The organism is Nocardia takedensis NBRC 100417 (assembly GCF_000308695.1).
GTDB lineage: Bacteria > Actinomycetota > Actinomycetes > Mycobacteriales > Mycobacteriaceae > Nocardia > Nocardia takedensis.
In genome coordinates this window covers 79,410-92,755 of sequence record NZ_BAGG01000092.1, presented here as the reverse complement: position 1 = coordinate 92,755, position 13,346 = coordinate 79,410, and the positions used below count along the sequence as shown (strand labels likewise).

General features: G+C 70.0%; 9 protein-coding genes. 7 read left to right on the top strand and 2 right to left on the bottom strand.

Translation table 11 applies throughout. The annotated features are described in order from the left end of the window. A partial coding sequence (locus ON30_RS18965) for an SMC hinge domain-related protein (RefSeq protein ID WP_040708819.1) occupies window positions 1–2,665 on the top strand: 2,665 nt, incomplete at its 5' end. A 613-nt stretch (window positions 2,666–3,278) separates the two neighbouring features. Here the strand turns inward: ON30_RS18965 and ON30_RS18960 are convergent. Beyond that, window positions 3,279–3,668 carry a DUF2237 family protein gene (locus tag ON30_RS18960; protein WP_040708817.1) on the bottom strand — a complete coding sequence of 130 codons (390 nt, stop codon included), beginning with the start codon at window positions 3,666–3,668 and terminating at the stop codon, window positions 3,279–3,281. A 163-nt stretch (window positions 3,669–3,831) separates the two neighbouring features. Here ON30_RS18960 and ftsY point away from each other — a divergent pair, with 163 nt between their 5' ends. The 6 genes from ftsY (at window position 3,832) to ffh (ending at window position 12,374) form a co-directional block, all read left to right on the top strand. Continuing rightward, window positions 3,832–5,577: a signal recognition particle-docking protein FtsY gene (gene ftsY / locus ON30_RS18955; protein ID WP_040708816.1), complete on the top strand. Its 1,746-nt coding sequence runs from the start codon at window positions 3,832–3,834 to the stop codon at window positions 5,575–5,577. Window positions 5,578–5,936: 359 nt separating this feature from the next. After that, the gene (locus ON30_RS18950) at window positions 5,937–7,283 is read left to right on the top strand and encodes an ammonium transporter (protein ID WP_040708814.1); all 1,347 of its coding nucleotides are present in this window, start codon (window positions 5,937–5,939) and stop codon (window positions 7,281–7,283) included. Between the two features lie 5 nt (window positions 7,284–7,288). Beyond that, entirely contained in the window at window positions 7,289–7,627 is a 339-nt protein-coding gene (locus ON30_RS18945) for a P-II family nitrogen regulator (RefSeq protein ID WP_040708812.1), read from the top strand. Window positions 7,628–7,728: 101 nt separating this feature from the next. Continuing rightward, entirely contained in the window at window positions 7,729–10,188 is a 2,460-nt protein-coding gene (locus ON30_RS18940) for a [protein-PII] uridylyltransferase (protein ID WP_051029521.1), read from the top strand. A 195-nt stretch (window positions 10,189–10,383) separates the two neighbouring features. Continuing rightward, window positions 10,384–10,668, top strand: coding sequence for a hypothetical protein (locus tag ON30_RS18935; RefSeq protein WP_051029520.1), 285 nt, complete (start codon window positions 10,384–10,386; stop codon window positions 10,666–10,668). A gap of 143 nt (window positions 10,669–10,811) precedes the next feature. Beyond that, window positions 10,812–12,374, top strand: a complete 1,563-nt coding sequence (gene ffh / locus ON30_RS18930; RefSeq protein ID WP_040708809.1) for a signal recognition particle protein — start codon at window positions 10,812–10,814, stop codon at window positions 12,372–12,374. Window positions 12,375–12,503: 129 nt separating this feature from the next. Here ffh and ON30_RS18925 read toward each other — a convergent pair whose 3' ends face one another. Next, the gene (locus ON30_RS18925; RefSeq protein WP_157183773.1) at window positions 12,504–13,316 is read right to left on the bottom strand and encodes a hypothetical protein; all 813 of its coding nucleotides are present in this window, start codon (window positions 13,314–13,316) and stop codon (window positions 12,504–12,506) included. Between the last annotated feature and the right edge of the window lie 30 nt (window positions 13,317–13,346).

Genomic DNA, 13,346 nt, shown 5'->3' with positions numbered 1-13,346 from the left:
GCCCGCGCAGGTCGGCAGCGGCCGCGACCCCGATCAGCTCGAGGCCGAGGCGGCGCGGGTGGAGGCCGAGGAGGCCGAACTGCGCGAGGCCGTGGAGATCGCCGCCGAAACCCTCGAATTCGCCCGCGACGCGCTGGGCGAGCGCGAGATGGCGGCCAAGACCGCCGAACAGGCCCACCTGGCGGCCGTGCGCGCCATCGCCGACCGCCGCGAGGGGCTGGCCCGGCTGACCGGCCAGGTCGAATCCCTGCGCATCCGCGCGCAGTCGGTGGACACCGATATCGCTCGGCTGTCGGTGGCGATCACCGAGGCCAGGCAGCGCGGCGACGCCGCGCGCGAGGAGTTCGAGGCGGTGCAGGGCGAACTCGCCGAACTCGACGCCGGTGAGGAAGGTCTCGACGCCCAGCACGAACACGCCGTGCAGGCGCAGGAGATGGCCGATCAGCGGGTCGCCGAACTGCGCGAACAGGATCGTGACGCCGGGAAGCGGGTGGCCTCGCTGGCCGCCCGGGTGGAAGCCCTCGGTATGAACCTGGCCCGCCGCGACGGGTCGGCCTGGCTGGCCGAGCACCGCGCCGAGGGGCTGCTCGGGCCGCTGTCGGGGATGTTGCGCGTGCACGCGGGGTTCGAGGCCGCCGTCGCCGCCACCCTCGGCCCGCTCGCGGACGCCGTCGCCGCCGATTCCGACGCGACCGCGCACGCCGCCCTCGCGGCCTTGAAGGAGGCCGACGGCGGGCGGGTCGCGCTGGTCTTCGCCGCCGCCGACCCCGCCGCCGGGCGCGCGCCCCTGCCGGGTTCGGCGCGCTGGCTCGGCGAGGTCGTCGACTGCCCGGAGCAGGTGCGCGGCGCACTGACGGCGCTGAGCGCGGGCGTGGCCGTGGTCGAGGATCTCGACCAGGCGGGCTCGCTCGTCGCCGAACGCCCCGACCTGCGGGTGGTCACCCGCGACGGCGATCTGCGCGGCAGCGGATGGGTGCTCGGCGGCTCCGACCGCGCGCCCAGCCAACTCGAGATCCAGGCCGAGATCGACGCCACGGAGGCCGAACTCGTCGCCGCGCGCCGCCGCGCCGAAGAACTCGAGGCCGCGCTGTCGGGCGCGCTGGACGAGCAGACCGACCGCAAGGACGCCGCCGATCAGGCGCTGCTGGCACTGCACGAATCCGATCAGGCGCTGCTGGCGATCTACGACCGGCTCGGCAGACTCGGTCAGGCCGCCCGCGCCGCCGAGGCCGACACCGCGCGCCTGACCGACCAGCGCGCCGAAGCCGAGGCGGGCCGCGAGAAGACACTGACCGATCTGGCCGACCTCGAGGACAGGCTGCGCGCGGTCGAACTCGAACACGGCGACGACGACGGGGCCGGTGCGGCCGGCACCGAGGCCGCGGGCCGCGCCCGGGAAGAAGCCGCCGCCGCGCTGGCCGAGGCCCGCACGATGGAGGTCGAGGCCCGCCTGGCGGTGCGCACCGCCGAGGAGCGCGCGGAATCGGTGCGCGGCAAAGCCGATTCGCTGCGTCGCGCCGCCCGCGCCGAACGCGAGACCAGGGCGCGGGCCGAACGCGCGCAGGCCGCGCGCAGGCAGGCGGCGGCCCTGGCGGCGGCCGTCGCCGAATCCGGGGCGCGGGTGGCCGCCGAACTGGAGAAGGTGGTCGCCGAGGCGGGCGCGCGCCGCGACGAGCTGGTGCGCCGCCGCACCGAGGTCGCCGGCCAACTCGACCAGGTCAAGGAACGGGCGCGCGCGCTCGCGGGCCAACTGACCCAGCTCACCGACGCCGTGCACCGCGACGAAGTCGCCAAAGCGCAGGCGGCGCTGCGCATCGAACAGTTGGAGGCGACCATCGCCGAGACCTTCGGCATCGCGCTGTCGGACCTGATCGCCGAATACGGTCCCGACGTCCCGCTGCCGCCCTCGGATCTGGAGATGGCCGAATACGAGCAGGCCAAGGAACGCGGCGAACAGGTCACCGCGCCCGCGCCGATGCCCTTCGACCGCGCCTCCCAGGAACGTCGGGCCCGCCGCGCGGAGAAGGATCTGAGCACCCTGGGCAAGGTGAACCCGCTCGCACTCGAGGAGTTCGCCGCGCTCGAGGAGCGCTACAACTTCCTGGCCACCCAACTCGAGGACGTCAAGAGCGCGCGCAAGGATCTGCTCGAGGTGGTCGCCGAGGTCGACGCCCGCATCCTCCAAGTCTTCACCGAAGCCTACGAGGACGTGGAACGCGAATTCGTCGGCGTCTTCGCGAAACTGTTCCCGGGCGGCGAGGGCCGGCTGGTGCTCACCGACCCCTCCGACATGCTCACCACCGGCATCGAGGTCGAGGCCCGGCCGCCGGGGAAGAAGGTCAAACGGCTCTCGCTGCTCTCCGGCGGTGAGAAGTCGCTGACGGCGGTCGCGTTGCTGGTGGCCATCTTCCGCGCCCGCCCCTCGCCCTTCTACGTCATGGACGAGGTGGAGGCCGCGCTCGACGACACCAATCTGCGCAGGCTGATCGGCCTGTTCGAGCAGTTGCGGGAGAAGAGCCAGCTGATCGTCATCACCCACCAGAAACCGACGATGGAGATCGCCGACGCGCTCTACGGCGTCAGCATGCGCGGTGACGGCATCACCCAGGTGATCTCGCAGCGCCTGCGCGGCGACACCCCGACACCGGTCGGCGCGGCGAGCTGACACCGGCGGCGTGGGCTGGTGCTGTCACGCGGGTGATCTCGTGGCGTTTGCGCGGTGATACTGCGACTTCGGTCGGCGTGGCGAGCTTCGGTCAGCGGGGCGAGCCGAGACCGGTGGGGCGGGCTACTGCTGTCACGGGTGATCTCGCGGCGTTTGCGCGGTGACACTCCGACACCGGTCGGCGTGGCGAGCCGAATCCGTCGGTGGGCTTTGGTCGATTTCCGGGAAGTGTCGAGGTCAGGCGTGGATCGGGTTGCCTGGAACGGGCTTTGACGGGCTCGGCTGGTAAACCGTTCGCCCGCGCGGATTCCGGAGCGTGCTCGCGAAACCGCCGTTGCTCCAGAGGTGTCGATTGTGGTCGCGTGTAGGCCCGTTGGAACCGGTTGGCGTACAACGGTCCCGACGACGCTCCGAGCGGTATTCGCGCCGAACGTCCGGGAAGTGCGGTGCCCGCGCGGAATGGTGAGCGTGACGAATCTCTCGACTCGCGATGCCCGCCACGGGCGTGTCACCGACGATCGCGAGCCGCGCGGGCCCGCTCGGGACAGGGGCTACCGCGGCACCCGCTGGTCGGCGCGGCTGCCGCGTGTCGTGGCGTCGGTCGGGGGTGGGCTCAGAGCAGGTCGCTGACGTCGTCGGGGACGTCGACGGCGTATTTGCGCAGGATGTCCATGGAGATCACTTCCAGAGCGTTCTCATGGGTGGCGGCCAGCACCACGGGGGCGGCGACGCCGTCCTCGTGGGCGTGCAACCAGCGCACGGCGACCACGCACCAGCGGTCGCCCGGCTGCAAACCGGGGAAATTGTTCGCGGGCCGCGGCGTGCTCAAGTCGTTCCCGATGGACGCCTGATGCTCGAGGAACTCAGCCGTTACCACTGTGCACACCGTGTGGCTACCGAGATCCTCCGGTCCGGTGCTGCAGCAGCCGTCGCGGTAGAAGCCGGTGAGCGGATCGGTGCCGCACTCTTCCAGCGGCCCCCCAAGCACGTTTCGATCGGTCACGTCGCCGATCCTATTGTCACTTCGCGAGAAGTTCCGCAGGACAAGAAATCTCGGGGGCACTGTTCACCGCCCGATCGCTGCCCGTCCGCACGGCCCGCGAGCCGAGGACCTGCGGCGCGACGCGCCGGCCTGCCCGCGCGGCCACTTCTGCAAGGATGTCGGTGTGAGTGCCGAAGCCTGGATTCTCGTTGCCGTGGTCGCCGCGCTGCTGTTGGTGGCGCTGGTGGCCGGATTCGTTCTGTACAAGCGCCGACGCGTCTCGCTGACGGCGCCCGCGGAGGAGAACAAGGAGCTGACCGACCGGTCGGGCGGTTATGCCGCGTCCGGCGGCTTCAGTTTCAGCCAGGGCGGCGCGGCCACCGCGACCCACCCGGAGCCGCTCCCCGTCGAACGCACCGACACCGACGGTCAACCGCACGTCGGCGACGACGCCGCAATTCCCCGCGACGCGCCCAAACGCGGCATCACGAATGTCACCCTGCCCGACACCGACGTCGAGCCCGACACCTCGACCGAACCGCAGGCCCCCACCGACACCGCCCCCACCGACACAGCGCCGACCGTCACCGAATCGGACGCCACCGAATCCGGCACGGGTGTGATCACACCGCCGGACGAGACTGCGGGCACGGCGCAGGCCGACACCACCGGGGCACCCGCGAAGGACGCGGGAGTAGCGCCCGCGACCGACACGGCTCCGACGACGGGGACTGCCCCGGCAACCGGCGCGGCTCCGACGACCGGCACGACGCCGACCACCGGTGTGGCTCCCACCACCGGTGTGGCTCCGACCACCGGCACGACGCCCGCCGAGGCCACGACCACAGCCCCCACCGGGAAGGCTCCGACGACCGGGACCGCTCCCGCCGAGCCCACGGCCCCGGCCACGGCCCCCTCGACCGACACCGCCCCGACCGAGGCCGCGGCACCCGCGAAGACCACGGGCGCGACGCCCCCCGCGACGGAACCCGTCCCGACCGAGGAGATCGAACCCACCAGCGGCCGTCTGGTCCGCCTGCGCGGCCGTCTGTCGCGCTCGCAGAACGCCGTCGGCAAGTCGCTGCTGGGTCTGCTGGGCGGCGGCGATCTGGACGAGGATTCGTGGGAGGAGGTCGAGGACACGCTGGTGCTGGCCGATCTGGGCACCGCGAGCACCGAGGCCGTGGTGAGCCGGTTGCGCGAGGAGATGGCTTCGCGCAGTGTGCGGACCACCGAGCAGGCCCGCGAGGTGCTGCGGTCGGTGTTGATCGAGGCGTTGCGTCCGGAGTTGGATCGCGCGGTGCGCGCGCTCCCGCACGACGATCATCCGTCGATCTTGTTGGTGGTCGGCGTGAACGGCACCGGCAAGACCACGACCACGGGCAAATTGGCCCGCGTTCTGGTGGCCGACGGTCGCCGGGTGCTGTTGGGCGCGGCCGATACCTTCCGCGCCGCCGCGGCCGATCAGCTCCAGACCTGGGGTGAGCGGGTCGGCGCGGAGACCGTGCGCGGCAAGGAAGCGGCCGATCCGGCGGCGGTGGCCTTCGACGCGGTCTCGGCGGGGATCGAGCGCGGCGTGGACGCGGTGCTGATCGACACCGCGGGCAGGCTGCACACCAAGACCGGCCTGATGGACGAGTTGGGCAAGGTGAAGCGGGTCGTGGAGAAGAAGGCCGCGGTGGACGAGGTGCTGCTGGTCCTGGACGCGACGGTCGGCCAGAACGGTCTGATGCAGGCCCGGGTGTTCGCCGAGGTGGTCGACATCACCGGCGTGGTCCTGACCAAGTTGGACGGCACCGCCAAGGGCGGCATCGTCTTCCAGGTGCAGCACGAATTGGGTGTTCCGGTGAAGTTGGTCGGTCTCGGCGAGGGCGCGGACGATCTGGCCCCGTTCGAGCCGGGCGCTTTCGTGGACGCGCTGCTGGGCTGAGGCCCGGTGCGGGAGATTTGCTGAGCCGCCCGCGGGTCCGTCGGGAACGACGGGCCGCGGGCGGTGTGCGGGAAATGCCGCGACGGGTTCGGCGCGGTCTCCGCAAACCCGGCGTGGCGGAGGCGGAATGTTTGCCGATTCCTACTGTTCGGTAAGTACGTTTTCTCTGGTGCGGTGCGAGCCTCACACCTGCGAAGAAACGTGTGGTGCACGTCACGAAACGTGGAAGCAACACAAACAAGCGATCCGTTCACGCAGGTGAAACATCACAGCATGACGGATGAAACACCGAGTGAGGAACCTTCTGTGCAGGTCCATTTGCCGGAATCGGCAGGGCCCGAGATGAGGAGGACATTAAGGTGGCATTTCCCGTAATCGGCGCGCCGGACGCCGGTGACACCGCATGGATGCTGGCCAGCTCAGCACTCGTGCTCCTGATGACACCCGGACTCGCGTTCTTCTACGGCGGCATGGTCCGCGCGAAGAACGTGCTGAACATGATCATGATGAGCATCAGCGCCATGGGATTGGTGACGATTCTATGGGTGCTGTACGGCTTCTCGATGACCTTCGGTGAGGACAAAGGCAATCTCATCGGCGACCCGGGGCAGTATTTCGGATTGAAGTCGGTATTCGGCGGTAGCTACCTGGCTTCCACCGATCCGGCGGCGCCCGCCGCGATTCCGGTATTCGGTACGATTCCGCTATCGCTGTTCGTCGCGTTCCAGCTCATGTTCGCGATCATCACGGTCGCCCTCATCTCGGGCGCGGTCGCCGACCGCCTCAAGTTCGGTTCCTGGCTCCTGTTCGCCGGCATCTGGGTGACGGTCGTCTACTTTCCGGTCGCGCACTGGGTCTTCGCCTTCGACGGCTACACCGCCGAGGAGGGTGGCTGGATCGCCAACAACCTCAAGGCGATCGACTTCGCCGGTGGTACCGCTGTGCACATCAACGCCGGCGCCGCGGGCTTGGTCCTGGCCCTGATCCTCGGCAAGCGCAAGGGCTGGCCGCAGACCCCGTTCCGCCCGCACAACCTGCCGTTCGTCATGCTCGGCGCCGGTCTGCTGTGGTTCGGCTGGTACGGCTTCAACGCCGGTTCGGCCGCGGGTTCCAACGGCATCTCCGCCGCGACCTTCCTGACCACCACCGTGGCGACCGCCGCGGCGCTGCTGGCCTGGCTGCTGGTGGAGAAGTTGCGCGACGGCAAGCCCACCACGCTGGGCGCGGCCTCGGGCATCGTGGCCGGTCTGGTCGCGATCACCCCGTCCTGTAACACCGTCAACGTGGTCGGCGCGCTGGCCATCGGTGTCGTCGCGGGTGCGCTGTGCGCCTTGGCCGTCGGCCTGAAGTTCCGCTTCAAGTTCGACGATTCGCTCGACGTGGTGGGCGTCCACCTCGTCGGCGGTCTGATCGGCACGCTGATGGTCGGCCTGGTCGCCGCGCCCGAAGCACCGGCGGCGATCGAAGGCTTGTTCTACGGTGGTGGCATCGAGCAGTTGAAGCTGCAGGCGGTCGGTGCGTTCACCGTTCTCGCGTACTCCCTGGTCGTGACGGCGGTCATCGCGTTCGCCATCAAGTTCACCATCGGCTTGCGCGCGTCCGAGGAGGAGGAGTCGGCGGGTCTCGACGAGTCCGAGCACGCGGAGACCGCATACGATTTCGCTGCTGTGGGTGGCACGGCGCGCACGCTCGTCAAGGAGGCATGACGACAATGAAACTGATCACGGCAATCGTCAAACCGTTCACCCTCGAGGACGTGAAGTCCGGGCTCGAGCAGGCGGGTGTGCTCGGTATGACGGTCAGTGAGGTCCAGGGGTACGGGCGTCAGAAGGGCCACACCGAGGTCTACCGCGGTGCGGAGTACTCGGTCGACTTCGTCCCGAAGGTCCGGGTCGAGGTCGTCGTGGACGACGCCTCGGTCGACAAGGTCGTCGAGGTGATCGTCGAGGCTTCGCGCACCGGCAAGATCGGTGACGGCAAGGTCTGGGTGACCCCGGTCGACACGATCGTCCGCGTCCGGACCGGCGAACGCGGGACCGACGCCCTCTAGACCGCACGGTCGGCACGGAAAATCGAATCGAGCGGCGGCCTCGCTCCCACCGGTGAAACCGGTCGGGGCGGGGCCGCCGACATTGGACGGGCGGTGGGTTTGTGGGTAACGAGCGTGACAGCGGCGCACGGACGAACGGCAAGGTGTCCAACGGGGCGGCGGACCTGGTCCGCGCCCGCGAACAATTACTCGACGGCGGGTTACCCCGCAATCCGCGCCTGGACGCCGAATCCCTGCGGGCGGCCCTGGTCGATCTCTACGAGTTGTGGCTGACCAGCAAGGGGGCCGAACTGGGGATCGTCGCCGACAGCGGTTTGGCCGTGGTGGCGGTGGGCGGGCTCGGCAGGCGCGAGATGCTGCCGTACTCGGATCTGGACCTGGTGCTGCTGCACGACAACGTCGATCCGACGCGGGTGGCCGAGGTGGCCGATCAGCTCTGGTACCCGCTGTGGGACGCCCACATCAAACTCGACCACAGTGTCCGCACCGTCCCGCAGGCGCTGCGGGTCGCCAACGACGACCTGATCGCCGCGCTGGGCATGCTCGAGGCCCGGCACATCGTCGGCGACGTGGAACTGAGCAATCTGCTCATCGGCGGGGTGCGTCGGGAGTGGCGCACCGGAATCCGCACCCGTTTCGACGATCTGATCGCGGCCGCGCAGTCGCGTTGGGAGCGCAGCGGTGAGATCGCCCACCGCGCGGAACCAGATCTGAAGAACGGCCGCGGCGGCCTGCGCGACATCCAGTTGCTCGACGCCCTCTCGATCGCCCAGTTGACCGACGCCATGCCCGGTCTCGGCCCCGACGTGCCCGGCGGCGGACTCAAGCACGCGCACCGCCGTCTGCTCGACGTGCGCACCGAACTGCACCGGGTGGCCGGGCGGGCGCGCGACCAACTGCGCGCCCAGGACGCCGACGAGATCGGCGCCGCGCTGCGCATCGGCGACCGGTTCGACCTGGCCCGCACCCTGAGCGATTCGGCCCGCACGGTGAGCTATTCGGTGGATGTCGGATTGCGCACCGCCGCCAACGCGCTGCCGCGGCGCGGCCTGGCCCGACTGCGCCGCATGCCGGTGCGTCGACCACTCGATGAGGGGGTGGTCGAGCACAGCGGTGAGGTGGTGCTCGCCCGGGACGCGCGACCGCAGCGCGATCCCGGGCTGATCCTGCGGGTCTCGGCGGCCTCGGCGCAGACCGGTCTGCCCATGTCGGCGACCACCCTCAACCGCCTGTCCGAGGACGCGCCCGAACTGCGCGAACCGTGGCCCAAGGACGCGCTCAACGATCTGCTGGTGCTGCTCGGCTCCGGGCGCGGGGTGATCAACGCGATCGAGGCGCTGGACCGCACCGGCCTGTGGGGGCGACTGCTGCCCGAATGGGGCGCGGTGCGTGACCTGCCGCCGCGCGACGCCATCCACACCTGGACGGTGGACCGTCACCTGATGGAGACCGTCGCCTACGCCAGCGCGATCAGCACCCGCGTGGCGCGCCCGGATCTGCTGATGCTCGGCGCGCTGCTGCACGACATCGGCAAGGGCCGCAGCGGCGACCACAGCGTCGTCGGCGCGGATCTGGCCACCCAGATCGGTCGCAGGCTGGGCCTGTGGCCCTCCGACGTGCGGACCCTGAGCGCCATCGTGCGCCACCACCTGCTGCTGCCCGACACCGCGACCCGCCGCGACCTCGCCGACCCCGACACGGTGCGCTCGGTCGTCGACGCTCTCGACGGCGACGTGCAACTGCTCGAACTGCTGCACACGCTCGCCGAAGCCGATTCGCTGGCCACCGGCCCCGGGGTGTGGGGCGACTGGAAGGCGTCGCTGATCGGGGAACTGGTGCGGCGCTGCCGGTTGGTGATGCGCGGGGAGGAACTGCCCACCCCCGAACCGATCGCCCCGGAACTGCTGGAGAAGGCGACCGCGGGCGGCGTGCACGTCGACCTGCGGCCGGGGGAGGGCAAGTACACCTACGTGGTCACCGTCATCGCCCCGGACACGCCCGGGTTGCTCTCCGACGCCGCGGGCGTGTTGGCCCTGCATTCGCTGCGCGTCCTGTCGGCCTCGGTGGGTGGCGAGGGCTCGTCGGTGGTCAACACCTTCGTGGTGTCCCCGAAATTCGGCGATCCGCCGGAGCCGGGTCTGCTGCGCCAGGAACTGATCCGGGCCGGTGCGGGTGATCTCGACCTGTCCGCCTTGCTGTCCAAGCGCGAACGCGAGGCCACCGGGGCGGTCCCCAAGCCCTACGCGCAGGCCCACCCGCGGGTCATCTGGGCCGACGGTTCCACCCCGGACCAGGCGATCCTGGAGCTGCGCGCCGAGGATCGCCTCGGGATGCTGAGCAGGTTGGCCGCCGCCTTCGCCGCGTCACGGGTGAACGTGCGGTGGGCCAAGGTGCTGACGATGGGTTCGGCGGTGGTCGACGTCTTCGGCCTCGAACTGGGGGCCGACGACGGGCCCGAGCGACGGGCCGCGATCGAGAAGGCCGTTCTGGACGTGGTGCCCAGACCCGCACCGAAGAAGCCGGAAGACGCCGGTTCTCCCGGCGCCGATCCGGTTTCCTGATTGTTCACCGAATGCCCAGTTCGTCGGCGGATCGACGCGGGTCCGCCGGCGGAATGCCCAGAAATCAAACCGTTGCACACCGTTTGCCGAAACATAGCTGAGTGACCTTCGGTGCTCCCTAGTATCAGACCGGTCGGCTATCGCGAGCACGAGGGGAGCAGTTCGGTGGCTATCGAAGTTGTTTCTGCGCGAACGATGACCAGTGACGAGACGACCCACATGGCGCGCTGCGTCGGTGGAGACCTGTGGGTCGTCTCCTGGCTGCCCGGCCGCACGCTGACCGGCAAGCAGGCGGTGACCGCGATGACCATCGCGACGACGACCGCCACCCGCGAGATCATCACCGATGTGGAAATGGCCATGCTCGACGAGCTGGCGCTCGAACTCGGCCTCACCGCCCGCGAGGCGATGTTCATGGTGGCGGCCGAGAATCACGACTACCGGCGGACGGTCGAACCGCGCCGCCGCGCGCTCGGCTGAGACGGGGGACCTCCCCGGTTCGGCACCGGTTGCGCGCCGAGGTGGACGATCCGATTACCCTGGGATGCACTGTTCATCCACCCGGCCGGTCGCCCCCGGCTGCCGTCCCCCAGGGACGTCCCCCGAGATCAGGAGCGCGATCGGTGTTCGAATCCCTGTCCGACCGGCTTACCGGTGCCCTGAAGGATCTGCGCGGCAAGGGGCGACTGTCACCGGCCGACATCGACGCCACCTGCCGGGAGATCCGCCTGGCACTGCTCGAAGCCGACGTCGCGCTGCCCGTCGTGCGCGGTTTCATCGCCAGCATCAAGGAGCGCGCCAAGGGCGCGGAGGTCTCCGCGGCGCTGAACCCGGCCCAGCAGGTCGTCAAGATCGTCAACGAGGAACTGGTCGGCATCCTCGGCGGTGAGACCCGCCGGATCACCCTCGCCAAGACCCCGCCCACCGTCATCATGCTCGCGGGTCTGCAAGGCGCGGGTAAGACCACCCTGGCGGGCAAGCTCGCCAAATGGCTGAAGGGGCAGGGTCATCAGCCGCTGCTGGTCGCCTGCGACCTCCAGCGCCCCGGCGCCGTCACCCAGCTCCAGGTGGTCGGCGAACGTGCCCAGGTCCCCGTCTTCGCCCCGCACCCCGGCACTTCCGTCGGCGGCGGCGAGAACCCGCTCGGCATCACCGCCGCCGATCCGGTCGAGGTCGCGCGCAACGGTGTCGCCGAGGCGAAGGCCAAGCAGTACGACGTCGTCATCGTCGACACCGCCGGTCGTCTCGGCATCGACGAGACGCTGATGCGGCAGGCCGCGGGCATCCGCGACGCCGTCCAGCCCGACGAGACGCTGTTCGTGCTCGACGCGATGATCGGCCAGGACGCGGTCAGCACCGCCGAGGCGTTCCGCGACGGCGTCGGCTTCACCGGCGTCGTGCTCACCAAACTCGACGGCGACGCCCGCGGCGGCGCGGCGCTGTCGGTGCGCAACGTGACCGGCGCGCCGATCATGTTCGCCTCCACCGGTGAGAAGCTCGAGGACTTCGACGTCTTCCACCCCGACCGCATGGCCAGTCGCATCCTCGGCATGGGCGATGTGCTGACGCTGATCGAGCAGGCCGAACAGGTCTACGACGCGCAGCAGGCCGAGGAGGCCGCGCGCAAGATCGGCAGCGGCGAACTCACCCTCGAGGACTTCCTCGACCAGATGCTGGCCATCCGCAAACTCGGCCCCATCGGCAACCTGCTCGGCATGCTGCCGGGCGCGGGCCAGATGAAAGACGTGCTGTCCCAGGTCGACGACAAACAACTCGACCGCGTGCAGGCCATCATCCGCGGCATGACCCCCGCCGAACGCGAGAACCCGAAGATCATCAACGCCTCGCGCCGCCTGCGCATCGCCAACGGTTCCGGTGTGCAGGTCTCCGAGGTCAACCAACTCGTGGACCGGTTCTTCGAGGCCAAGAAGATGATGGCCGCGATGGGCCGTCAGATGGGCATGCCCGGCTCCCGCCGCGCCAACAACCGCAAAGGCAAGAAGGGCAAGAAGGGCGGACGCGGCCCCACCCCGCCGAAGGTCCGCGGCGGTCTGCCCGGGATGCCCGCGGGTATGCCCGGCCTGCCGCCCGGCATGGACCTGTCCAACATGCCCGCGGGCCTGGATCAACTTCCCCCGGGTCTGGAAGGTTTCGACATCTCGAAACTGAAGTTCCCCAAGAAGTAGTCCGCCCGGGATGTCCGCAGGCCCGCCCGGTCTACCGCCCGGCATGGATCTGTCCAACATGTCCGGGGCTTGGACCACCTTCCTCCGGGTCTGGAGGGTTTCGACATCTCGAAACTGAAGTCCGCCCTGTCATCGGAAGCGGTGATCGCGCGCCAACCGGTGGGCGTGGTCGTGTAGCGGGTGGCCGGTGCGACTGGCCACCCACTGCACCGTGAACGGCGTCCGTCGTCCGATGGCCTCGCACACCCGCGCCCGAACCGCCTGCGACACCGGGTACGCGCCGACCGCCCCGGTCTCCAGCGCGGTGACGATCGCCTCCACCGCGCTCACACAGTCGGACCGGATGTGCAGCGAGCGGCCCGCCAGCGCGGGGGACAGGGCCGTTTCGCGCACCCGAAGCCACAGCACCGGCTCGGCATCGGCCAGAATCGCGGCGGTGCGCGCGTGGCAACCCCGCGCCCGGTCGGAATCGGCCGCGTCGACCGCCGTGATGACGGTCTCGCGCAGGTCGTGGAAGCAACGCCGCGCCACACTGCGATGCACCCGGAGCACCGCGAATTCCTCGTACCGCTCGCGCAGTTCGTCCAGTCGGCGTGTCAGTGCGCGGTCCCGCGCGAGCCGGGCCGCACCGAGGGTCACCGCGATATCCGCGCGCACCTGCAACTCGACGCTGCTCAGCGCGCGGTACCAGCGTTCCACCACCGGTGATTCGTCCAGCCCCGGAACGTATTCGACGGTCAACGAACGCCGCACCGCCGCCACGAAGGCGCTGTCGTCCAGGCTCAGCAGACGATCGGTGTCCGGCGTGTCGCTCGCGGGCAGCCAATCGTTGTCGACGGCCCAGGCATACCAGTCGAATCGAGGGAGCCGCGAACGTTGGGGCGCCGCACCCCACTCGGCCTCGAACACGCGCGAATAGTCCTCGGGAAGCAGCATTTTCATCAGCCAACCGCACATGTTCCCGAATTCCTG

Bases quoted from the DNA above. Each gene is read 5' to 3' on its own strand.
- ON30_RS18945 (WP_040708812.1), top strand. From the start codon at position 7,289: ATGAAACTGATCACGGCAATCGTCAAACCGTTCACCCTCGAGGACGTG.
- ON30_RS18935 (WP_051029520.1), top strand. From the start codon at position 10,384: ATGACCAGTGACGAGACGACCCACATGGCGCGCTGCGTCGGTGGAGAC.
- ON30_RS18925 (WP_157183773.1), bottom strand. From the start codon at position 13,316: ATGAAAATGCTGCTTCCCGAGGACTATTCGCGCGTGTTCGAGGCCGAG.